General features: G+C 71.6%; 20 protein-coding genes and 2 rRNA genes. 5 read left to right on the forward strand and 17 right to left on the reverse strand.

Annotated features, from left to right (window positions below; all coding sequences use genetic code 11):
* Positions 1-3: 3 nt before the first annotated feature.
* Entirely contained in the window at positions 4-1,404 is a 1,401-nt protein-coding gene (locus ACFZDI_RS05920) for a helix-turn-helix domain-containing protein (protein WP_391247961.1), read from the reverse strand.
* A 229-nt stretch (positions 1,405-1,633) separates the two neighbouring features.
* Here ACFZDI_RS05920 and ACFZDI_RS05925 point away from each other — a divergent pair, with 229 nt between their 5' ends.
* On the forward strand, positions 1,634-2,347 hold the full coding sequence (locus ACFZDI_RS05925; RefSeq protein ID WP_391247963.1) for a DUF4232 domain-containing protein: 714 nt from the start codon (positions 1,634-1,636) through the stop codon (positions 2,345-2,347).
* 8 nt (positions 2,348-2,355) lie between these two features.
* Here the strand turns inward: ACFZDI_RS05925 and hemB are convergent, their stop codons facing one another.
* Positions 2,356-3,354 carry a porphobilinogen synthase gene (gene hemB / locus ACFZDI_RS05930; RefSeq protein ID WP_234846877.1) on the reverse strand — a complete coding sequence of 333 codons (999 nt, stop codon included), beginning with the start codon at positions 3,352-3,354 and terminating at the stop codon, positions 2,356-2,358.
* Positions 3,355-3,659: 305 nt separating this feature from the next.
* Here hemB and ACFZDI_RS05935 point away from each other — a divergent pair, with 305 nt between their 5' ends.
* The gene (locus tag ACFZDI_RS05935; RefSeq protein ID WP_391247965.1) at positions 3,660-5,048 is read left to right on the forward strand and encodes an FAD-binding protein; all 1,389 of its coding nucleotides are present in this window, start codon (positions 3,660-3,662) and stop codon (positions 5,046-5,048) included.
* A gap of 20 nt (positions 5,049-5,068) precedes the next feature.
* Here the strand turns inward: ACFZDI_RS05935 and ACFZDI_RS05940 are convergent, their stop codons facing one another.
* The 5 genes from ACFZDI_RS05940 to ACFZDI_RS05960 all read right to left on the reverse strand — a co-directional run bounded on the left by ACFZDI_RS05940 (position 5,069) and on the right by ACFZDI_RS05960 (position 10,992).
* Positions 5,069-6,775 carry a bifunctional uroporphyrinogen-III C-methyltransferase/uroporphyrinogen-III synthase gene (locus tag ACFZDI_RS05940; RefSeq protein WP_234850063.1) on the reverse strand — a complete coding sequence of 569 codons (1,707 nt, stop codon included), beginning with the start codon at positions 6,773-6,775 and terminating at the stop codon, positions 5,069-5,071.
* Positions 6,772-7,719, reverse strand: a complete 948-nt coding sequence (hemC, locus tag ACFZDI_RS05945) for a hydroxymethylbilane synthase (protein ID WP_234850062.1) — start codon at positions 7,717-7,719, stop codon at positions 6,772-6,774. The genes ACFZDI_RS05940 and hemC overlap by 4 nt, the downstream gene beginning before the upstream one ends.
* A gap of 164 nt (positions 7,720-7,883) precedes the next feature.
* Positions 7,884-9,638, reverse strand: coding sequence for a glutamyl-tRNA reductase (locus tag ACFZDI_RS05950; RefSeq protein WP_391247967.1), 1,755 nt, complete (start codon positions 9,636-9,638; stop codon positions 7,884-7,886).
* Positions 9,635-10,399: a redox-sensing transcriptional repressor Rex gene (locus ACFZDI_RS05955; RefSeq protein WP_391247969.1), complete on the reverse strand. Its 765-nt coding sequence runs from the start codon at positions 10,397-10,399 to the stop codon at positions 9,635-9,637. Before ACFZDI_RS05955 ends, ACFZDI_RS05950 begins: the two co-directional genes overlap by 4 nt.
* A gap of 314 nt (positions 10,400-10,713) precedes the next feature.
* On the reverse strand, positions 10,714-10,992 hold the full coding sequence (locus tag ACFZDI_RS05960; protein ID WP_391247971.1) for a glutaredoxin family protein: 279 nt from the start codon (positions 10,990-10,992) through the stop codon (positions 10,714-10,716).
* Between the two features lie 164 nt (positions 10,993-11,156).
* On the opposite strand from ACFZDI_RS05960, the gene ACFZDI_RS05965 reads away from it, so the two are divergent.
* From ACFZDI_RS05965 to ACFZDI_RS05975, 3 genes are all read left to right on the forward strand, one after another.
* Positions 11,157-12,074 carry an HAD-IB family hydrolase gene (locus tag ACFZDI_RS05965; RefSeq protein WP_391247973.1) on the forward strand — a complete coding sequence of 306 codons (918 nt, stop codon included), beginning with the start codon at positions 11,157-11,159 and terminating at the stop codon, positions 12,072-12,074.
* Between the two features lie 349 nt (positions 12,075-12,423).
* On the forward strand, positions 12,424-13,194 hold the full coding sequence (locus tag ACFZDI_RS05970; protein WP_234850057.1) for an ECF subfamily RNA polymerase sigma factor, BldN family: 771 nt from the start codon (positions 12,424-12,426) through the stop codon (positions 13,192-13,194).
* Between the two features lie 236 nt (positions 13,195-13,430).
* Positions 13,431-14,675, forward strand: a complete 1,245-nt coding sequence (locus tag ACFZDI_RS05975) for a DUF5667 domain-containing protein (RefSeq protein WP_391247975.1) — start codon at positions 13,431-13,433, stop codon at positions 14,673-14,675.
* A 75-nt stretch (positions 14,676-14,750) separates the two neighbouring features.
* Here ACFZDI_RS05975 and ACFZDI_RS05980 read toward each other — a convergent pair whose 3' ends face one another.
* The 10 genes from ACFZDI_RS05980 to ACFZDI_RS06025 all read right to left on the reverse strand — a co-directional run.
* On the reverse strand, positions 14,751-15,806 hold the full coding sequence (locus tag ACFZDI_RS05980; protein ID WP_234850055.1) for a lysophospholipid acyltransferase family protein: 1,056 nt from the start codon (positions 15,804-15,806) through the stop codon (positions 14,751-14,753).
* A gap of 14 nt (positions 15,807-15,820) precedes the next feature.
* A complete protein-coding gene (locus ACFZDI_RS05985; protein ID WP_234850054.1) occupies positions 15,821-16,882 on the reverse strand; it encodes an NAD-dependent epimerase/dehydratase family protein in 1,062 nt (353 codons plus the stop codon).
* A gap of 230 nt (positions 16,883-17,112) precedes the next feature.
* Complete coding sequence (locus ACFZDI_RS05990) at positions 17,113-17,211, reverse strand: 30S ribosomal protein bS22 (RefSeq protein WP_003948845.1); 99 nt, start codon at positions 17,209-17,211, stop codon at positions 17,113-17,115.
* A 155-nt stretch (positions 17,212-17,366) separates the two neighbouring features.
* A complete protein-coding gene (locus ACFZDI_RS05995) occupies positions 17,367-17,579 on the reverse strand; it encodes a helix-turn-helix domain-containing protein (protein ID WP_004984898.1) in 213 nt (70 codons plus the stop codon).
* Positions 17,580-17,708: 129 nt separating this feature from the next.
* Complete coding sequence (locus ACFZDI_RS06000) at positions 17,709-18,524, reverse strand: phosphatase (protein WP_234850053.1); 816 nt, start codon at positions 18,522-18,524, stop codon at positions 17,709-17,711.
* A 442-nt stretch (positions 18,525-18,966) separates the two neighbouring features.
* Positions 18,967-20,139 carry an acetoin utilization protein AcuC gene (locus ACFZDI_RS06005; protein WP_391247978.1) on the reverse strand — a complete coding sequence of 391 codons (1,173 nt, stop codon included), beginning with the start codon at positions 20,137-20,139 and terminating at the stop codon, positions 18,967-18,969.
* Positions 20,090-21,310, reverse strand: coding sequence for an MFS transporter (locus ACFZDI_RS06010; protein ID WP_391247980.1), 1,221 nt, complete (start codon positions 21,308-21,310; stop codon positions 20,090-20,092). Before ACFZDI_RS06010 ends, ACFZDI_RS06005 begins: the two co-directional genes overlap by 50 nt.
* Positions 21,311-21,399: 89 nt before the next feature.
* Positions 21,400-22,044 carry an HAD-IA family hydrolase gene (locus ACFZDI_RS06015; RefSeq protein WP_391247982.1) on the reverse strand — a complete coding sequence of 215 codons (645 nt, stop codon included), beginning with the start codon at positions 22,042-22,044 and terminating at the stop codon, positions 21,400-21,402.
* 59 nt (positions 22,045-22,103) lie between these two features.
* Positions 22,104-22,220: ribosomal RNA gene (rrf, locus tag ACFZDI_RS06020) — 5S ribosomal RNA — on the reverse strand.
* Positions 22,221-22,306: 86 nt separating this feature from the next.
* Positions 22,307-22,379, reverse strand: a 23S ribosomal RNA gene (locus ACFZDI_RS06025); the annotation flags it as partial.

The following is a 22,379-nucleotide window of genomic DNA, read 5'->3' on the forward strand; positions in this document are numbered from 1 at the left end:
CGACTACTCCGTGGTCCCCTCCTCGACCCACTTCTCGCCGCCCAGCGGGAACTCGTAGGCCGGACGCCCGTTGTTGCCGCTCGTACGGAACGGCCGGCCGTGGTCGTCCACGGTCAGCGTGCCCGTCCGGCCGCCGCTGGACCACTTGAGCTCCAGGTACCAGCTGACGTCGTACGCGGAGGCGTCGGCCCGGACGTAGTACACCTCCGGGTCGGACTCGCTCACCTTGAAGGGGAAGTCCGCGTGGCCCGCCTCGGGCACGACCCCGGGGCGCGTGGCGTCGAGGGCGACCGTGAAGAACCGGGTCGGCACACCGCCGCCGCAGCCGACGCCCGGATACCCCATGGCGTAGTCGTTCCAGGCGAGCGGCGCCCGCTTGCCGGTCATCCGGACCGTCAGATCCTTGACGACCACGGTCTCCTCGCCCTTCCCCTGCACCGTCAGCTTCAGCAGCTGCTCCCCCGACGGCACGGCCCCCATGGCCGCCACCCAGCCGGGCGCGTCCGTCTCGACCGGCGGCGGGCGGACCTGCCCGGGCGGCAGGTTCACCAGGTAGCGCTGGGAGCAGGGGCTCTCCCAGGCGTGCGGTTCCGTGGTCACGGTGAGAGGAGCGGCGGCGGGGGCGGTGTCACGGCCGCGGCGGTCGGAACCTCCGCCGGCGGAGTCCGGGGCGGCGGGTGCTGAGGCACCCGGCTTCTCCTTCTTCCCTCCGTCCTCGCCCTTGTGCTTGTTCTCCCCTTCCCGGTCCTTGTTCTCGCCGCCCGCGGAGGACGAACCGGCGGACGGCCGGACGGAGGCCGCCGGGCCGTGCCCCTCCGGCCCGCCGCCACCGCCGGTGGCCACCGCCGTCGCGCGCCGCCCCTCGTCGTCCGAACCGTCCAGTGGGACGGCCACGGCGAGACCGACCCCACCGAGGGCCACGGCTACGGCGACACCGACGAGGAGGGCGCGGCGGGGGCGTCGACGTACGGAGGGCTCCGGCGCGGGGGCGTCGGTGTCCACGGCCTCGACTGCGCCCGATGCCGGGGCGCCGGCCCCGGCAAGGGCCGCCTCCGAATCGCCGCCGCTCTCCTCGCTGCTGCTCCCCTTGCCGCCGCTTTCCTCGCTACTGCTCCCCTTGCCGCCACTGCCCGTGGCGCCGCTCCCCTTGCGTGCCCGCGCGGCGTCCGCCAGGACCCACCGCCGGTGCAGCTCGACGAGCTCCCCCGGCGAGGCCTTGCACAGCCTGGCGAGCCGCTCCACCGGCGCGTAATCGGTCGGCACGGCATCGCCGTTGCAGTACCGGTGCAGCGTCGACGTACTCATGTGGAGCCGCTTGGCGAGCACCCCGTAGCTCAGCCCGGAGCGCTCCTTCAACTCCCCCAACAGCGCGGCGAATTCCGCCGTGGTCGTCCCCTCCGACACCGTTCCTCCATGCCCCGTGTCCCGTTCCCCCGTTCCAGGGAATGGTCGTTCTCCCTGGTCAGAGCATGTGCGGGCGTTCCAACGTCCCTGATGGGCCGCCGGGTCTGGCAGCCGGGACGGATCACCGCACAAGCTCTGGTCATCCAAGCACGCCGCTGCCGGGACCACCGACGGCGCGGCGCACCCGGGCCTGCTTGCCCACCGCCTTTGTCCGAAAGGAAACACAGACATGCGCACGTACCACGCCCTCCCCGCCGCCCTCCTGGCCGCCCTCGCCCTGACGGCGTGCCAGGACGGCACGGGCACGAAGGACGAGGGCGCCGCCCGCTCCGAGCCGGCCTCGGCGACCGTCACGGCCGAGCAGGCCACGCGGACCGCTCAGGCTCCGGAAGGCACGAAGGACACGCAGGGCGCGAAGGACCCGCAGGCGACTCAGGCCACCAAGAGCCGGCAGGCCTCGAAGTCCGCCGCGACGAGCGGGACGGCGGCGAAGGGCGGGAAGGGCGCTGCCGCGGCCCGCGTCCCCTGCAACGGCTCCAACACCACCGTCACCGCGCAGCCGGTCCGCCGCCCCCTCAACCACATGCTGATCACGGTGAAGAACACCGGCTCGAAGACGTGCGACCTCACCTACTACCCGGTGCTGCGCTTCGACGAGATGCAGTGGGTCCCGCAGGCCATCAAGGAGTCCCAGCCGCAGGCGGTGACGACCCTGGCCCCCGGCGAGTCCGGCTACGCGGGCGTCTCGCTGTCGGCGGCCGACGGCAGCGGCGAATGGGGCACCACCGGCCACAAGCTCACGGTCGGCTTCCAGGGTTACACGCCCGACAGCGACGGCGGCCCCTCGGCGATCCCGGCCCTGCCGGCCAAGGGCGTGTACTACGACAGCACCCTGAAGGTCACCTACTGGCTGCGCGACATGGACGACGCGCTGTCCTACTGAGCGCCGCCCTACCGGTCCTTGAGCTTCTGGGCCACTTCGGTGGCCCAGTAGGTGAGGATGTTGCGCGCACCGGCCCGGCGGATGCCCGTCAGGGACTCCATGATCGCCCGGTCCCGGTCGATCCAGCCCTTTTCGGCGGCGGCCTCGATCATCGAGTACTCGCCGGAGATCTGGTAGGCGGCGACCGGCACGTCCACGGCGTCCGCGACCCGGGCGAGGATGTCCAGGTAGGGCCCGGCCGGCTTGACCATCACCATGTCGGCGCCCTCCTCCAGGTCGAGGGCGAGCTCCCGCAGCGACTCCCGCGCGTTCGCGGGGTCCTGCTGGTACGTCTTCCGGTCCCCCTGCAGCGACGAGCCGACGGCCTCGCGGAAGGGCCCGTAGAAGGCGGAGGCGTACTTGGCGGTGTAGGCGAGGATCGCGACGTCCTCCCGCCCGATCTGGTCGAGGGCGTCGCGGATGACGCCGATCTGGCCGTCCATCATCCCGCTGGGCCCGACGACATGGGCGCCGGCGTCGGCCTGCACCTGGGCCATCTCGGCGTACCGCTCCAGGGTCGCGTCGTTGTCGACCCGCCCCTGCTCGTCCAGGACACCGCAGTGCCCGTGGTCGGTGGTCTCGTCGAGGCACAGGTCGGACATGACGAGCAGGTCGTCCCCGACCTCGGCGCGCACGTCGCGGAGGGCGACCTGGAGGATCCCGTCCGGGTCGGTCCCGGGCGTGCCGAACGGGTCCTTCTTCGACTCCTCCGGCACACCGAACAGCATGATGCCGGAGATCCCCGCCGCGACCGCCTCGGCGGCGGCCTTCTTCAGACTGTCCCGGGTGTGCTGCACGACCCCCGGCATGGCGGCGATCGGCACGGGCTCGCTGACGCCCTCGCGCACGAAGGCCGGAAGAATGAGATCGGCGGGGTGCAGCCGGGTCTCGGCGACCATCCGACGCATCACGGCGTTGCTCCGCAACCGCCGCGGCCGAGAACCGGGAAATGATCCGTACGTCGTCATGCCCCCACGCTACGCCCGCCCCAAACCCCCCGATACCGACGCCCTGTCGGCCCGCCACGCGCACGCGCAGCCGCCCCGCCGCCCCCGCTGCGGGCATGCGTGCCGCCAGGGGCGGCACGGGTGGGCGCATCGGCACCCCGCTACGCCGGGCTGCGGACCGACCCGCCCCCAGCTCCCAACCGAGCACCAAGCAGCCCGCAGCCACACCATGCGCCCCCACCCACCCCGGTCCATCCTGAAAACAAAAGGACCCCGACGGCCCCCACACCGCCGCTGTCCCTCCGTACACCCCCACGGAGGACCCGATGACAGCCCACCCCCACACCCCCGATCTCTTCGCCCTCTCGGAGATCCACGGCCCGGTCCTACGCCCCGGCGACCCCGCCTATCCCGACGAAGTCACCGGCTTCAACCTGGCCTCCCTGCACACCCCGGACGTGGCGATAGGCGCCACCGGCCCCGACGACGTCGTCACCGCCATGCGCTGGGCCCGCGCCACCCGTACCCCCGTCGCCGTCCAGGCCACCGGCCACGGCGCCAACTACCCGATCGAGCACGGCCTGCTGATCAACACGTCCCGCATGACGGACGTCGACGTCGACCCCACCACCCGCACCGCCACGATCGCCGCCGGCGCCAAGTGGAGCCACGTCATGGCCGCGGCCGCCCCCCACGGCCTGGCAGGCCTGTGCGGCACCTCCACGGACGCCGGCGTCGTCGGCTACACCCTGGGCGGCGGACTCCCGGTCCTCGGCCGGGCCTACGGCTACGCCGCCGACCTGGTCCGCTCCTTCCAGGTCGTCACCCCGGACGGCCACCTGCACGAGTCGGACCCCCAAGCCGAACCGGAGCTGTTCTGGGCGCTGCGCGGCGGCAAGGGCAACGTCGGCATCGTCACCTCGCTCGTCACCGAGCTGCTCCCCGTCCCCCGGCTCTACGGCGGCGGCCTCCACTGGCACGCCGAGCACACGGAGACCCTGCTGCGCACCTGGACGGACTGGACCGGTACGGTCCCGGACGAGATGTGCAGCATGTTCTCGGTGCTGCGCCTGCCGCCGATCCCCCAGATCCCCGAGCCCCTGCGCGGCGGCTTCTGGGCCCGGGTCGCGATCGCGTGGCCGGGCGACCCGGCCGAGGGCGACGCCCTGATCGCACCGCTGCGGGCAGCCGCCCCCGTGGCCGTGGACCTGGTCGGGGACATGGCCTACACGGACCTGGACCGCATCCACATGGAACCCCAGGACCCGCTCCCGGCCCGCGAGTGCTGCATGCTGCTGCGCGACCTGACCCCCGACGCCCTCGATGCGTTCCTGGAGCAGGTCGGCCCCGGAGCCGGCGCCGAGCACCCGCTCCTCGCGGCCTCCCTGCGGCACATGGGCGGCGCACTGGCCCGCCCGTCCGCCGTCGAGGACGCCGTCTGCTCCCGGGACGCCGGGTACTTCATGGAGTCGGTCGGCATCATGCCCGCCCCGCCCGTGGCCGAGGCCGTCGAACAGGCCACGCGCCGCCTCCACACGGCCATGGCTCCGTACGGAACGGGCCGCACCATGGTCAACATCCACGGCACGCCGGGCGACGAACAGGACCGCGCCCGCGCCTGGACCCCGGAGGTCTACGCCCGCCTACGCCACGACAAGTCCGTCTACGACCCGGACAACCTCCTGCGCTACGGCCACGCGGTGACGCCCGCGTAGCCGCAGCCAGTGAGGTTCGGTCACGTCGTCGAGCGCCTGCGCCGCGCCCCCGGCCGCCGCTCGCTCGGCCGTGTCACCGGGTCCCCGGCCTCCAGCGCCGCCAGCCGGCGCTTCGCGCCGAAGTCGGCCAGGGCCTCCGCCAGCTTGTGCACGGACGGCTCGGGAGCCATCACGTCCACCCGCAGCCCGTGCTCCTCGGCGGTCTTCGCCGTGGCCGGGCCGATACAGGCGATCACGGTGACGTTGTGCGGCTTGCCGGCGATGCCGACCAGGTTCCGCACGGTGGACGACGAGGTGAAGAGAACGGCGTCGAAGCCGCCGCCCTTGATCGCCTCGCGGGTCTCCGCCGGCGGCGGCGAGGCCCGCACGGTCCGGTAGGCCGTGACGTCGTCGACCTCCCAGCCGAGCTCGATCAGCCCGGCGACCAGCGTCTCCGTGGCGATGTCGGCCCGCGGCAGGAACACTCTGTCGATCGGGTCGAAGACCGGGTCGTAGGGCGGCCAGTCCTCCAGCAGACCGGCGGCCGACTGCTCACCGCTCGGCACCAGGTCGGGCTTCACGCCGAACGCGATCAGCGCCTTCGCCGTCTGCTCGCCGACGGCCGCGACCTTGATGCCCGCGAAGGCACGCGCGTCGAGCCCGTACTCCTCGAACTTCTCCCGCACGGCCTTGACCGCGTTCACCGAGGTGAAGGCGATCCACTCGTAGCGGCCCGTGACGAGCCCCTTGACCGCGCGCTCCATCTGCTGGGGCGTGCGCGGCGGCTCGACGGCGATCGTCGGCACCTCGTGCGGCACGGCCCCGTACGACCGCAGCTGGTCGGAGAGCGAAGCCGCCTGCTCCTTCGTGCGCGGCACGAGCACCTTCCAGCCGAACAGCGGCTTGGACTCGAACCACGCGAGCTGGTCGCGCTGGGCGGCGGCGGAGCGATCCCCGACCACGGCTATGACCGGCCGGCCGCCGTCGGGCGAGGGCAGCACCTTGGCCTGCTTCAGCGTCTGCGCGATCGTGCCGAGCGTGGCGGTCCAGGTGCGCTGCCGGGTGGTCGTACCGGCGACGGTGACCGTCATCGGGGTGTCCGGCTTGCGCCCGGCGGAGACGAGCTCGCCGGCCGCCGCCGCGACGGAGTCCAGCGTCGTGGAGACGACGACCGTGCCGTCCGACGCCCCGACCTCCGTCCAGCACCGGTCCGACGCCGTCCGCGCGTCGACGAACCGCACGTCCGCGCCCTGCGCGTCCCGCAGCGGCACACCGGCGTAGGCGGGCACACCGACGGCGCTCGCGATGCCGGGGACGACCTCGAAGGGCACCCCGGCGGCGGCGCACGCCAGCATCTCCTCGGCGGCGTACGTGTCGAGGCCCGGGTCCCCGGACACGGCACGCACGACCCGCCTGCCGCCCCGCGCGGCCTCCATGACAAGATGTGCGGCATCCCGCACCGCGGGGACTGCGGCGGTGGTTGACGTGCCGTCAACTACCGTCAGCTGGGGCGTTCCTGTGCCCGGCGCCGGGTCCTGGGAAGGATCCGGATCCGTGTGCACTTCGGAGACGCCCTGCCTGGCGTGCTGACGTACGACGTCGAGCACCTCGTGCTCGGCGACGAGGACGTCCGCGTTCGCCAGCGCCTCCACGGCGCGCAGAGTCAGCAGTCCCGGATCTCCGGGTCCGGCACCCAGGAAGGTGACGTGCCCGTGTTCAGGACCGGCGGAAAGGGTGGTGGGGCTCAATGTGCTCGCTCCCCCATCAGACCGGCCGCGCCCTGGGCGAGCATCTGGGCCGCGAGTTCGCGACCGAGCGCCGTTGCCCCGTCGTGCGTCTCGGGCACGGGACCGGTGGTGGACAGCTGCACCATGCGCGTGCCGTCGGTGGTCCCGACGACGGCGCGCAGGCGCATTTCCTTGACAATCTGCATGTCGGCCTGGCGGTCCCCCCGCTCGAGCGGTGCCGAGAGCGGGGGAAGGTCGGCCAGCGCGCCCACGGGGGCGCTGCAACCGGCCTCCAGGGCGGCGAGCAGTGATCGCTCGGCCGTCACGGCGATCCGTGTGAACGGGTCGTCGAGTTCGGCGAGCGCGGCGACGAGGTCCGCGTTGACCGCGGCGCACTCGATCGCCAGGGCCCCCTGGCCGGGGGCGGGCAAAACCGTGTCGACCGACAGGAAGTCGGTCACCTCGTCACCGCGGCCGATCCGGTTCAGTCCGGCGGCGGCGAGCACGACGGCGTCCAGCTCCCCGCTGCGCACGAACCCGATGCGGGTGTCGACGTTGCCGCGGATCGGGACCGTCGCTATGTCCAGGCCGTGGCTGCGGGCGTACGCGTTGAGCTGTGCCATGCGGCGCGGGGAACCTGTGCCGATGCGTGCCCCGGAGGGCAGGTCGGTGAACTTCAGGCCGTTCCGGGCGACGATCACGTCCCGCGGGTCCTCGCGCACCGGCACGGCGGCCACGACCAGGTCGTCGGGCTGCGTGGTCGGCAGGTCCTTCAGCGAGTGCACCGCGAAGTCGACCTCGCCCGCGAGCAGCGCGTCGCGCAGCGCGTTGACGAACACGCCGGTGCCGCCGATCTGGGCGAGCTGCTCACGCGAGACGTCACCGTACGTGGTGATCTCGACGAGCTCGACGGGCCGCCCGGTCACCCGGCTGACGGCTTCCGCCACCTGGCCGGACTGGGCCATGGCGAGCTTGCTCCGCCTGGTGCCGAGCCTCAGCACCCCTTGTGCATCCGCTCCCCGCAAGGGCGCCTCAGCCGGTGCCGAGGATTCGACCGTGCTCAGCCCTTCGGGCCTCCGCGCGCTCGTGCCCTCGGCGCCGACGCGCCCCAGCGGCTCACGCGTGTCGTTCATGCCGGCCCTCGGTCTCTCTGGGTGGTGCTTTCCTCGGCCCGGGAGACGGCGGCCACCGTCTCGGGGTCGAGGTCGAACAGGGTCCGCAACGCGTCCGCGTACCCGGCGCCGCCGGGTTCGGCCGCGAGTTGCTTGACCCGCACGGTCGGCGCGTGGAGCAGTTTGTCGACCACGCGCCGCACGGTCTGGGTGATCTCCGCTCGGTGCTTGTCGTCGAGTCCGGGCAGCCGCCCGTCGAGCCGGGCGATCTCGCCGGCCACGACGTCGGCGGCCATGGTGCGCAGGGCGACCACGGTCGGCGTGATGTGCGCGGCCCGCAGTGCTGCCCCGAAGGCCGCGACCTCGTCGGAGACGATACGCCGGACCTGGTCCACATCGGCAGCCATCGGAGCGTCCGCGGAGGCCTCCGCCAGCGATTCGATGTCCACCAGCCGCACCCCGCCCAGCCGGTGCACGGCCGCGTCGATGTCGCGCGGCATGGCGAGGTCGAGCAGGAAGAGCACGGGCTCGGGCCGCTGCGGCTCCTCGACCGGCTCGGGCCGGCGCCGCTCGGGGATCCGGCCGACGGTGGCGGCGGTCGCGGCGAGGGCGGCGATGGCGTCGGTGTCCGCGGCCGGGTCGAGCGTGCCGGTCTGTCCCGGCCGGGCCGAAGCGCCCGCCGCGCGCCGATCGCCACCCACCGTGCCGTTGTCCACCCACGCCGCGTGCTGCTCCAGGTCGGCGGCGGCCATCCCGGCCACGGCGGCCTCGCCCAGCACGGAGAATCCGGCGGTGCCCTGCACGGCGGACAGGTCCAGGGGACAGCCGTCCTCGCTGCCGAGGCTGGTGCCCGACGGACCGCTGCGCTGCGCACCCGGGCCGGACGCGCCGCCCGGGCCGTCCTCGCCGGGCACGGCCGAGGGCGCGGGCGTACGGCCCTCGATCGCCTCGGCGACCGACTCGGCCGACAGGACCAGGCCCGTCGCGCCGGTGCAGGAGACGGCGACGTCGGCACGTGTCAGCTCGGCCGGCACCGACTCCATCGGTACCGCGCGGGCCGCCACGTCCGTGTCGTCGCCCTCCATGAGGATCTGCGCCAGGCGCTCGGCCCGGTCGAAGGTCCGGTTGGCGACGACGACCTCGGCGACCCCGGCCCGCGCGAGCGTGGCCGCGGCCAGGGAGGACATCGACCCGGCCCCGATGACCAGGGCCTTCTTGCCCCGGGCCCACCGCTGTATGTTCCCGCCCCGGGCCAGCTGCTCCAGACCGAAGGTGACCAGGGACTGGCCGGCGCGGTCGATGCCCGTCTCGGAGTGGGCGCGCTTGCCCACCCTGAGGGCCTGCTGGAACAGGTCGTTCAGGAGGCGGCCGGCGGAGTGCAGCTCCTGCGCCCGGGCCAGGGAGTCCTTGATCTGGCCGAGGATCTGCCCCTCGCCGACGACCATCGAGTCCAGGCCGCAGGCCACCGAGAACAGATGGTGGACGGCCCGGTCCTCGTAGTGCACGTAGAGATAGGGAGTGAGCTCCTCCAGGCCGACCCCGCTGTGCTGGGCGAGCAGCGTGGACAGCTCGGCGACACCGGCGTGGAACTTGTCCACGTCGGCGTACAGCTCGATGCGGTTGCAGGTGGCGAGCACCGCGGCCTCGGAGGCCGGTTCGGCGGCGACCGTGTCCTGGAGCAGCTTGACCTGCGCGTCCGTGGTCAGCGCGGCCCGCTCCAGGACGCTGACCGGGGCGCTGCGGTGGCTGAGTCCGACGACGAGGAGGCTCATGCCGGCATCACGGCGGGCATGTCCCCGTCGGGCCCCTGGTCGGCGGAGTCGCTGCGGGTGGCGGCGGCCGGGACGCCGCCGTCGGAGGAGGCGGCCTCCTCCCCGGCCTTGCGCTGCTCGTGGAAGGCGAGGATCTGCAGCTCGATGGAGAGGTCGACCTTGCGCACGTCGACGCCGTCCGGGACGGACAGCACGGTCGGCGCGAAGTTCAGGATGGAGGTGACACCGGCGGCCACCAGCCGGTCGCAGACCGCCTGGGCGGCACCGGCGGGGGTGGCGATGACACCGATCGACACGCCGTTGTCCTGGATGATCTTCTCCAGGTCGTCGGAGTGCTGCACGGGGATCCCGGCGACGGGCTTGCCGGCCATGGCCGGGTCGGCGTCGATCAGCGCGGCGACCCGGAAGCCACGGGAGGCGAACCCGCCGTAGTTGGCGAGGGCGGCGCCGAGGTTGCCGATGCCGACGATCACAACCGGCCAGTCCTGGGTGAGCCCCAGTTCGCGGGAGATCTGGTACACGAGATACTCGACGTCGTAGCCGACACCCCTGGTCCCGTAGGAGCCGAGGTAGGAGAAGTCCTTGCGCAGCTTCGCGGAGTTGACCCCCGCCGCGGCCGCGAGCTCCTCGGAGGAGACCGTGGGGACGGAGCGCTCCGACAGCGCGGTCAGAGCGCGGAGGTACAGCGGAAGCCGGGCGACGGTGGCCTCGGGAATCCCTCGGCTGCGGGTCGCCGGTCGGTGAGTTCGGCCAGTTGCCACGGTGCTCCTGCGGGTAGAGCGGGGCTGTAGGCGGTCATACGTCCCTACATGACCGCCCCGTCGAATGCAGGCTATGTCTTTGTGAACGCGTGCACAAAGATGGTGTCCGATTTGCCCGGCCAACGTGACCGGGGTCACGCGCCCCCGGCGCACACGCAGGGAACCAGTGCCGGAGCACCACCGCTCCTTGTCTTCTGGGGGCAAAACCGCACACTCTCCTCAGTGAATCCCGCCCCCGAGACCAAGCCACCATCGATCCTAAGCGACCCGGCGGCCTCTTTTGGACTGATCGGTCAGTCGCTGACCGGGCGGGATCAGTCGGTCAGCGCCTTGCGCAGGCGGTCCTCGTTCACGCGCCAGAACGTGTGCTGCCTGCCGTCCACCAGCACGACCGGGATCTGCTCCCAGTACTGGTCGTGCAGTTCCCGATCCTCGGTGATGTCCTTCTGCTCCCAGGCGACTCCCAGATCACCGCACACCTTCTCCACAACGGCCTGTGCGTCATCACACAGATGACAGCCGGGCTTGCGGATCAGCGTGACGAGCCGGTCACCGGAGGGCCTGCGACGGAAGAGGGGACTCATGTCGGCCATTGTCGCGCGCCCGCGGACAAGCGGAACACGCCGAGAAGCCCCCGGCCGACGCGCCGGCCGCCTCCGTCCCACGGGGGGTCTTTTGACGACATGCTTGCCGAGAGTTCACACGCCCCCAACCTCTCGGCTCCGGAACCCCCGAACGAACTGGCTATGCTCACGCCATGGCCGCTCTCGGATGGCTCACTCCCCGTAGGCGCTCCGCCACGGCGCGGAGCGTTTTGGCTGGCGAGGCCTCGGCGGAGGCAGCCCGCAAGTCCACCCAGGAAGTCGCCGGCACGACCGAGGAAGCGCAGTTCCCGGTCCACGGCGACGACCGGGCCGCCGCGTTCTTCGACCTGGACAACACGGTCATGCAGGGCGCGGCCATCTTCCACTTCGGACGGGGCCTGTACAAGCGGAAGTTCTTCGAGACGCGCGAGCTGGCGAAGTTCGCCTGGCAGCAGGCGTGGTTCCGGCTCGCCGGGGTCGAGGACCCCGAGCACATGCAGGAGGCCCGCGACTCGGCCCTGTCGATCGTCCAGGGCCACCGCGTCGCCGAACTGCAGTCGATCGGCGAGGAGATCTACGACGAGTACATGGCCGAGCGCATCTGGCCCGGCACCCGCGCCCTCGCCCAGGCCCACCTGGACGCCGGCCAGAAGGTGTGGCTGGTGACGGCCGCCCCCGTCGAGATCGCCACGGTCATCGCCCGCCGCCTCGGCCTGACCGGCGCCCTCGGCACGGTCGCCGAGTCCGTCGACGGCGTCTACACCGGCAAACTCGTCGGCGAACCCCTGCACGGCCCGGCCAAGGCCGAGGCCGTACGGGCCCTGGCCGCCGCCGAGGGTCTGGACCTCGGCCGCTGCGCCGCCTACAGCGACTCGCACAACGACATCCCGATGCTCTCGCTGGTCGGCCACCCCTACGCCATCAACCCGGACAGCAAGCTGCGCAGGCACGCCCGGGAGCTGGACTGGCGCCTGCGCGACTACCGCACGGGCCGCAAGGCGGCCAAGGTCGGCATCCCGGCCGCGGCGGGCGTCGGCGCGGTCGCGGGCGGCACGGCGGCCGCAATCGCCCTGCACCGCCGCCGCCGCTGACGGTCCGATCAAACCGGGACAGCGATGTTTGCGGCCTGACAGTCGCCGTAAATCCAACAGGCGTACCCCCACAACCTCGTGTCCAGTCCTCTTGGCTGCACACGGCCACAACACGCCCTGGACTCAGCCCCTATCCGAAGGATTCCGATCAACAACCGGTCACCCTGCGGCACTTGATCCGGTGTCAATCGGTTACGGAAGCGACGTAATCGATGATTTGAGCAACTCGGTGTAGCAGGGCCTGCACGAAGCGTTATTCTCCTCAGACGCAAACCGGTACCTCTCCGTCGCTACGACGAGTGAAAGGTCCCGCACTGCACGTGATGGAAGCTCTGCCTCTGGGAGTCCCGTGTACCCACACGTCGGGGTTGACGCCTCGGGCCTGGCTACGCTGCGCGCAACGGTCCACGACCTGTTGCGCGGCTTCGTCCCCACCGCGTACGCCGTCCCCGCATTCGCCGCCGCCGCGCCCGTAGGCCCTTGCTACGCACTGGCCGACGGCAGCGCCGCGGTCGGCAGGCGAGGGCGCCACTCCGGCGCGGCCACCCCACGCCGGCCTGCCGCGGACAGCGACAGCGCCCGGATGATGGACCTCGTGGAGCGCGCCCAGGCCGGCGAGTCCGACGCCTTCGGCCGCCTCTACGACCAGTACAGCGACACCGTCTACCGGTACATCTACTACCGGGTCGGGGGAAAGGCGACCGCCGAGGACCTCACCAGCGAGACCTTTCTGCGGGCGCTCAGAAGGATCGGCACCTTCACCTGGCAGGGCCGTGACTTCGGCGCCTGGCTCGTGACCATCGCCCGCAACCTCGTCGCGGACCACTTCAAGTCCAGCCGCTTCCGCCTCGAGGTCACCACCGGCGAGATGCTCGACGCCAACGAGGTCGAGCGCTCCCCCGAGGACTCCGTCCTGGAGTCCCTCTCCAACGCCGCCCTGCTCGACGCCGTACGGCGGCTCAACCCCCAGCAGCAGGAGTGCGTGACGCTCCGCTTCCTCCAGGGCCTCTCGGTCGCCGAGACCGCCCGGGTGATGGGCAAGAACGAGGGCGCCATCAAGACGCTCCAGTACCGGGCCGTCCGCACCCTCGCGCGGCTCCTGCCGGAAGACGCCCGCTGACCGACCGGCACACTCGGCGACCCCCAACTCACGTTCCGTGACAGTCGGTTGACTTCGGCATCCGATCAGCCGACGTCCGTAACCCAAGTGCCGCGCCGCTCGTTGTGCGGGATGCAGGCTCCCTGTGGTCACCCCCTGGTCGGCTCCGGTCACTCGATCGTGCGGTCGTGGTCAGGGTGTGCAACCCTCAGGACCCCCTGGGGAGTCGACCGTCATGACGAGAGGAGGTGCCGCCAGTGATCGCGAACGTATCGGCGCACCGGCGGGCGAACGCCTTCGCCCAGGCCCTGGAGGAGCAGTCCGAGCAGGGCACGGCGGCCGAGCAGCCCGAAGGATCGGCCCCGGCCCCGGCCATCGCGGAATCGAGCGAACAGGCCCGCCATCTGGCGCTCGCCTCGGGGCTCGGCGCGTTGCCCAAGCCGGAGCTCGACCCGGAGGTCAAGGTCGTCCAGCGGGCCCAGCTGGTGGCCGCGTTCGAGGCCATGCTGCAGGAGGGCACCGCGGGCGGCGGGGCGAGGGACGGCGCGGTCCCCGAGCATCGTTCCCGGGCCCGCGGAGCGCACCGCGCGCAGGCACTGAAGAAGTTCCGGCCGCGTTCCCGGCTCGCCAAGGGCCTCACCGCGGGCGGGCTCAGCGTCGGGGTGGCCGCCAGCGCCTTCGGCGGAGTCTCCGCCGCCAGCTCGGACGCCCTGCCCGGCGACTCGCTCTACGGCCTCAAGCGCGGCATCGAGGACGTCAAGCTCGGCCTCGCCGACGGGGCGGACGAGCGCGGCCGGGTCTATCTCGACCACGCCTCCACCCGGCTCAGCGAAGCCCGCCGGCTCATGGAGCGCGGCCGCAGCGGCCCCTTGGACCACGAGTCCCTCGGCGAGATCCGCCGCGCCCTGTCCGGGATGCGGCACGACGCCTCGGAGGGCCACCGGCTGCTCAGCGAGGCCTACGAGCGCGACCCGGACTCACTCGGGCCCCTCCAGGCCCTGTCCGCGTTCTCCAGCTCCCACCGCGAGGCCTGGAGCGAACTGCGCGACCGACTGCCCGTCCAGCTCGGAGACGTCAGCCGCGAGGTGTCGTCCGTCTTCGACGCCATAGAGGAGGACGTCGCCCCGCTGCGTTCCCTGCTGCCCGAGCCCCCGGCCACCGGCGGCGGCGACGGCAAGCGGCAGGGCGCCTCCGAGTCCGCTCCCAGCGGTTCCTCGGGCACCGGCCGCTCGACCCACCCCAGCGACAGCGCCGGCAGGCACAGCGACGAGCACAGCACCGGCAGCGGCAGCCCCAGCCGCTCGGCCGGGTCCGGCAGCGACAGCGACGGCCTGCTCGGCGGCAACACCGGCGGCCTGCTCGACCCGCCGAAGGACAGCGAGGCCAGCACCTCCCCGTCCGCGGAGGGCAACACACCCGTCCCCGAGCCGGATGTGACGCTCCCGCCCCTCCTGCCCGGCCTGCTGCCCGGCCTGGGCATCGACAGCGAAGACGCGGGCTAGAGGACGCGGACCATAAGACGACTTCGGGGCGCCCCTTCAGCAAGGGGCGCCCCGAAGTCGTACACCCGCACAGACTCAGAAGAACACCGACCGCCGCTGCACCAGCAGCTTGTACAGCGTGTGCTGGATCTGCTCCCTGACCTGGTCGGTCAGGTTGAACATCAGCATCGGGTCCTCCGCCGCCTCCGGCGGATAGCCGTCCGTGGGGATCGGCTCGCCGAACTGGATCGTCCACTTGGTCGGCAGCGGAATCGCCCCGAGCGGCCCGAGCCAGGGGAACGTCGGCGTGATCGGGAAGTACGGGAAGCCCAGCAGCCGCGCGACCGTCTTGGCGTTGCCGATCATCGGGTAGATCTCCTCCGCCCCGACGATCGAGCAGGGCACGATCGGCGTCCCCGCGCGCAGCGCCGTCGAGACGAAACCGCCACGGCCGAAGCGCTGCAGCTTGTAGCGGTCCGCGAAGGGTTTGCCGAGGCCCTTGAAGCCCTCCGGCATCACCCCGACCAGCTCGCCCTGCTCCAGCAGCCGGGACGCGTCCTCCGCGCACGCCAGGGTGTGGCCCAGCTTGCGGGCCAGCTCGTTGACGACCGGAAGCATGAACACCAGGTCCGCGGCGAGGAGTCGCAGATGCCGGCCCGCCGGGTGGTTGTCGTGCACGGCGACCTGCATCATCAGGCCGTCCATCGGCAGCGTGCCGGAGTGGTTGGCGACGATCAGGGCGCCGCCCTCGGACGGGATGTTCTCGATGCCCTTCACCTCGACCCGGAAGTACGTGTCGTACAACGGGCGCAGCAGCGACATCAGGACCTGGTCGGTGAGTTCCTCGTCGTAGCCGAAGTCGTCGACCTCGTAGTCCCCGGTGAGGCGGCGGCGCAGGAACGCCAGGCCGCCCGCGATCCGCCGTTCCAGCCCGCCCCCGCCGTCCTCGGAAGGCTCTGGCGGCTGTTCATCGGAAGTCACGGGAACATCTTCCTGCACAACGGCCCTGGTGGGCAGGGGCTGCACCTCACGCACCGGCACGGACTCCGTGCCCGGGCGGCGGTTCCCGGCGCCCCGGCGCCGCTGGGGACGCTGCGCCGCGCTCCCCCGGGACCGGTCGTCGTCGAACGGAATGACCTTGGCGTCCGCCATCGTTGATGCGCTCCTCAGTTGGCGCTCTGCGTCGGGGAGTGTCCGCCGCCCGCGAGGGGCAGGCCGGCGATCCGGTCGACGGCCCCCGCGAGGGCCTCCGGCGGAAGGAGTCCGGGGCCCTGGCTGCGGGCGAAGTCCGCGAACGTCTCCGCGGTCGTGTACTTGGGCTGGAATCCCAGCGTCTCGCGCATCTGGCCCGTGGCGACCACCCGGCCGTGCGTGAGCAGCCGGATCTGCTCGGGCGAGAAATCCGTCATCCCCAGCGTACGCACCAGCGAGCCCGCCCAGGTGACGGCCGGGAGCAGCAGGGGCACGGTGGGGCGGCCGAGGCGCCGGGAGCACTGGGAGAGCAGCAGCACACCGTCGCCGGCGATGTTGAAGGTGCCGCTGTTGAGGGTGCCCCGCCGGGGTTCGTGCGAGCCGAGCCGCAGCACCTCGATCACGTCGTCCTCGTGCACGAACTGCAGCCTCGGGTCGTAGCCGAACACGGTCGGCAGGACGGGCAGCGCGAAGTACGAGGCGAGCGGGGTGTCCGCGGTCGGGCCCAGGATGTTGGCGAACCGCAGCACGCACACGGCCACATCGGGCCGGCGGCGGGCGAAGCCGCGGACGTAACCCTCGACCTCGACGGTGTCCTTGGCGAAGCCGCCGCTGGGCAGGGACTTGGGCGGGGTGGTCTCGGTGAACACGGCGGGGTCGCGGGGCGCGGAGCCGTAGACGTTCGTGCTGGACTTCACCACCAGCCGCTGCACGGACGGGGACTTCTGGCAGGCACCGAGCAGCTGCATGGTGCCGATGACGTTGGTCTCCTTCAGGGAGGCCCGGTTGCCGCTGCCCAGCGGTGTGCCCGTCACGTCGAGGTGGACGATCGTGTCGGCGCCCGTCTCGGCGAGCACCCGCGCGATGCCGGGCTGCCGGATGTCGGCCTGGACGAAGTCCGCACCGCCCAGATGGTGCTCGGGCGGCACCGCGTCCACGGCGACGACCCGGTCCACGTCGGGGTCCCGCTGGATCCGCCGGACGAACCGGCCCCCCAGCTGGCGGGCCACTCCGGTCACGAGCACGACCTTGCCCAAGATCAGCGCCTTCCTTCCAGAACCTCTTGCCCCCGGCCGCGTTCCCCCGTGGGGCCAACTTAGCGGTTTGTTGTTGCTCTGTGATGACCGCCCGATGCGCGAAGTGACCGAAGCAGCCGGACGCAGGAGCCGGCGCCGGCACCACGGCGGCCCGACGCCGACATGCGTGTGGCCCCCCACCGTTCGGTGGGGGGCCACAGCAACGCTCTCGCGGCGTGCGCGTCGCGAACTTACTTCTTGTTGCGACGCTGGACGCGCGTGCGCTTGAGCAGCTTGCGGTGCTTCTTCTTTGCCATCCGCTTGCGCCGCTTTTTGATAACAGAGCCCACGACTACCCTCGCTCACTTCTCATCACTCGGTGTTTGGGCGCCATGGGCCCATACGACCTACGAGGGGCCAGCCTACCCGTCCGAGCGCTGAGGTCGTAATCGAGGAGGCCGGAGGGATCCCGAAGTGCCCTGTGGGGATCGCCCCGGCCCTGCCGTCAGGCGGTTTCCACCCCCACGTAACTCTCGCGGAGGTACTCGTGAACCGCTTGCTCCGGGACGCGGAAGGACCGCCCCACACGGATCGCGGGCAGATGACCGCTGTGCACCAGCCGGTACACGGTCATCTTCGACACTCGCATCACCGAGGCGACTTCCGCCACGGTAAGGAACTGAACCTCGTTCAGAGGCCTCTCGCCAGCTGCAGCCATGACACACCTGAACCTTCCGCACTCGACGGCCACCGGCTTCCCCTTCCGGTGACTCTTCGTCGCTGCGTGCTCACTCCCCAATGTAGGGGCCAGTGATGCGAGTGGGGAAGAGGTGCACCCATCGGCGGCCTACTGTGACAGACACGCCCGATTGAGTACGTAGCGGGTAAGCGGCAGGTAGTAATCGGACCGCACGCCGTCATCAAGTGGAACGACGACCGAGACGGACCCCTCGGCCTCCCCCACGAACAGCGCCGGGTCGTCCGTATCGGCCGGCCCGATGGCCTCGAACCCCAACTGACCTGCACCGCAGACCCATCCATGATCCCCGATCACCAGCTCGGGCAGGGGCCCGCCGGCCTCCGCACAAGCGGCCAGCACGGTACGAACCGGGAGAGGTGAGTGCGTATGTGCGCCGGGCTCACAACCGGGGCGTTCGGGATTCAGGGTCCGCACCAGCGCGACTCCTCGTACGTAGTCGAGGTTGTACGTACGTAGGCCGAACCGGGTCGTTATGTCGACACGGCGACCCTGCGCGGGGGTGAGGACGGCACATCCAGACGCCGACAGCGCGTCTGCCAGAGCGCCGTAGAAACCGAGCAGGCGGTGCGGGTGCCCGGTGCCGAGAAGCACGGGAGCACCCCGTCGGGCGGCCCCGGCGAGACGTTCCGCGAAGGCGTCCAGCGCTGCCAGGGTCCGCTCCGGGTCGATCACATCATGGCCGGAAACTCGCCGGGAATCGGCCGAAACGCCACACCGGTCCGCCATCAGCTCGATCAACTCGCGCTGCCGCCAGGCACCTTCGGGATCGATCCCGAGCAGCACCCGGGGGTCCCGGGCGGCGAAGAGCCGGTAACTGCGCAGGCTCTGCTCCCGCGAGGTGGCCACGGTCCCGGCAAGCCGCGCGCCCACCAGATGCGCACGCAGGGCTTCGGTGGTCAGCACAGACAGATCGTGCGCGACCGGAACGCGGCGTGTCCCGAGAACCGCCGAACACCGCACGGTCGGCCCACGGTCGGCGAGCGTCGCTCGCGACAGAGGTACGGCGGCGCGGGAGCGTCGGCGGCGGCAGCAGCAGAGATGCAGCGGCCCGGAGGCGTCGCTCGCAGAGATGCAGCGGCCCGGAGGCATCGCTCGCGGCTGAGATGCGGGGCACGGGAGCGTCGGTGCGGCAGAGGGGCGGGGCGCGGGAGCGTCGGCGGTGGGAGAGATGCGGCGGCGCGGAGGCGTCGCTCGCGGCTGAGATACGGCGTCCGGGAGCCTCGGCGCGGCAGAGGTGCGGGGCGCGGCAGTGGTGCGGCGCCACTCGCGGCTCAGGTGCGGCTCTCCCCGCCTCTGTGGGCCGACCGTACGCGAGTCCTGCACAGCCCGCCCCGGCGTCAGCCCGTCACGCCAGCAGACCCCGCAGGGGGAACACCGCCCGTCGGGCCGCCAGGACCGCCTGGTCCAGCCGGTCCGCCGGGTCGTAGCCCTGTTCCCAGGCGGACCAGGAGACGGGCCAGCGCCCGTCCGTCATCCGCGCCGGGGCCAACTGCCGCGTCTTGGCGAACACTTCCTGCCGCCAGCCTTCGGGGATCGTCGCCTCGGGCTCCACGGCCCGGCCCGCCGCGATCGCGACCAGATGCGTCCAGGACCGCGGCACGACGTCCACGACCGCGTAGCCGCCCCCGCCCAGCGCCACCCACCGCCCGTCGGCGTACTCGTGCGCCAGGTCGTGACAGGCCACCTGCACCGCCCGCTGCGCGTCCAGCGACACCGCCAGGTGCGCCAGCGGGTCCTCGAAGTGCGTGTCGGCCCCGTGCTGCGTCACCAGCACCTGCGGCCGGAAGTCGGCGATCAGCTCCGGCACGATCGCGTGGAACGCCCGCAGCCACCCGGCGTCCCCGGTCCCGGCCGGCAGCGCCACGTTCACCGCGGAGCCCTCCGCGGAGTCCGCCCCGGTCTCCTCCGGCCATCCGGTCTGCGGGAACAGCGTCCGGGGATGCTCGTGCAGCGAGATCGTCAGCACCCGCGGGTCCTCCCAGAACGCCGCCTGGACCCCGTCCCCGTGGTGCACGTCGACGTCGACGTACGCGACCCGCTCCGCCCCGAGCTCCAGCAACCGCGCGATCGCCAGCGAGGCGTCGTTGTAGATGCAGAACCCGGACGCACCGCCCGGCATCGCGTGGTGCAGCCCGCCCGCGAAGTTCACCGCGTGCAGCGCCTCACCCCGCCACACCGCCTCCGCCGCCCCCACCGACTGCCCGGCGATCAACGACGACACCTCGTGCATCCCCGCGAACGCCGGATCGTCCATCGTCCCCAGCCCGTACGACTGATCCGCCGCCGCCGGATCCGCCGAGGCGGCCTTCACCGCCCCGATGTAGTCCTGCCGGTGGACGAGCCGCAGCGTCGACTCCCCGGCCGCCTTCGCGGCGACCACATCCACCTCACGGTCCAGCCCGAAGGCGGCGACCAGTCTCCGGGTCAGGGCGAGCCGGACGGGGTCCATCGGATGCCCCGGACCGAAGTCATAGCCCGTTACTGCCTCGTCCCACATCAGCTGTGCGCGGCCGCTCATGCCCGCCACCGTATCGGTCCGGTTGAGCCGCGAACGACCGGGCGTACACCAGTGTCACCAGCACCAACACCATCGGCACCAGCATCGCCCCGCGATAGCTCCACAGATCCCCGAGTGCCCCGACCAACGGCGAACCGATCAAGAACCCCACGTAGTTGAAGACGTTGAGCCGCGCCACGGCCGCGTCCGAAGCCCCCGGGAACAGTCTCCCGGCCGCCGCGAACGTCTGCGGCACCAGCACGCACAACCCCAGCCCCAACAGGGTGAACCCCAGCATCCCGACCCAGGCCCCGGGCGCCGCCGCCACCACGGCGAACCCGCCCGCCGCGACCAGCGCACCGCCCCGCACCACCGCGACCGCCCCGAACCGCCGCACCCCGAGGTCCCCGATCGCCCGCCCCAGCAGCGTGGTGACCATGTACACGTTGTACGGCACGGTCGCCATCTGCTCCGAGCTCCCCAGCACGTCCTGCAGATACTTGGCACTCCAGTTGGAGACCGTCGAGTCCCCGATGTACGCGACCGTCATCACCAGACACAGCGGCAGCAGCAGCTTGAAGACGAGCGTCTGCCCCTCACCGGCCTGCTCCGCCACGACCGTCACCGCACCCCGGTCGTCATCGACGTACCACCGGCTCCCCACCAGCACCGCGGGCAACAGCACCAGTACGACCGGCAGATACGACACCCACAACGCCAGATGCCAATGCGCCCCCGCCCACGCCAGCGACGCCCCGACGATCCCGCCCAGGCTGTACGCCGCGTGGAAACTGAGCATGATGCTGCGCCCGTACGACCGCTGCAGGCTCACCCCGAGCATGTTCATCGAGGCGTCCAGCACCCCGACGGCCAGCCCGAACGCCGCGAGCGACACCGCCAGCTCGACCATCCGGTCCCCGGCGCCGACGCCGAGCAGTGACAGCAGCACCACGGGCTGGGACCAGCGCAGCAGCCGGCTCGGCCGCACCCGCTTCACCAGCCGCTCGGTGGTCACGCTCCCGACCCCGGCGAGGATCGGCACGGCGGCCAGGAAGGCGGGCAACAGCGCGTCGGAAACGCCGTAGCGGTCCTGGATGGCCGGGATCCTCGTCACGAGCAGGGCGAAGGCGACGCCCTGCACCAGGAAACCGCCAGTCAACGAAGCCCTGCCGCGCCGCAGCACATCAGTCATGGCGGCGAGCGTAGGGCCCCGGCCTACCCGTGGGTAGATCCAGCCAAAGATGAATTCGGTTCATCTTCTGCGGAGTTCCGGGTCCGGGCTCACAGCAGCAGGTCGGGCAGCTCCCCCATGTCGGAGAACAGCCGGCGCGCCCCGGCGAGCTTCTCCGCCGTCGTCATCGCCGTGAAGCCGTAGACGTCCATGCCGGCCGCGAGGGCCGCCCGCACGCCCAGCGGGCTGTCCTCGACGACGACGCACCGCTCCGGCGCGACGCCCATCCGCTCGGCCGCGTAGAGGAAGAGATCGGGGGCCGGCTTCCCCCGCCCGACGTCCTGCGAGCTGAAGATCCGCTCCTCGTCGAACCAGCGCTCGAGTCCGGTCGCCCGATGCGCCACACGGATCCGCTCATGACTCCCCGAGGACGCCACGCAGTACGGCACTCCGTCCGCGGCGAGCTTCTCCAGCACCTGGGAGGCCCCGGTGACGGCCACCAGTTCCAGCTCGAACGCGGCGAAGACCCGTGCGTGGAAGACGTCGTCGAAGTTATCCGGCAGCCGTTGCCCGGACCGCTCCAGGACCAGTTCATGAATGCGGTGCATCGCGGATCCCATGTAGTCCCGAATGGACTCCTCATAGGTGGTGGGGTGACCCAGCTCGGTCAGGTATGCCGCGAGCAACCGGTTGGAGATGGGCTCACTGTCGACGAGTACACCGTCATTGTCGAAGATCACGAGGTCGTGGCGCATGGGTCGAGCCTAAACGCAGAAAACCCCGCATCCGAAGATGCGGGGTTTTCCCAAAAATTGTTCGGCGGCGTCCTACTCTCCCACAGGGTCCCCCCTGCAGTACCATCGGCGCTGTAAGGCTTAGCTTCCGGGTTCGGAATGTAACCGGGCGTTTCCCCTACGCTATAACCACCGAAACACTATGAAACTGTTCAGCCGCACCACGCGTGGCAGCGTGGGGCCGTTCGTGGTTTCAGAACCAACACAGTGGACGCGAGCAACTGAGGACAAGCCCTCGGCCTATTAGTACCGGTCAACTCCACACGTTACCGTGCTTCCATATCCGGCCTATCAAC

Origin of the sequence: Streptomyces sp. NPDC007907, from assembly GCF_042959365.1 — a bacterium.
Taxonomy (GTDB): domain Bacteria; phylum Actinomycetota; class Actinomycetes; order Streptomycetales; family Streptomycetaceae; genus Streptomyces; species Streptomyces indiaensis.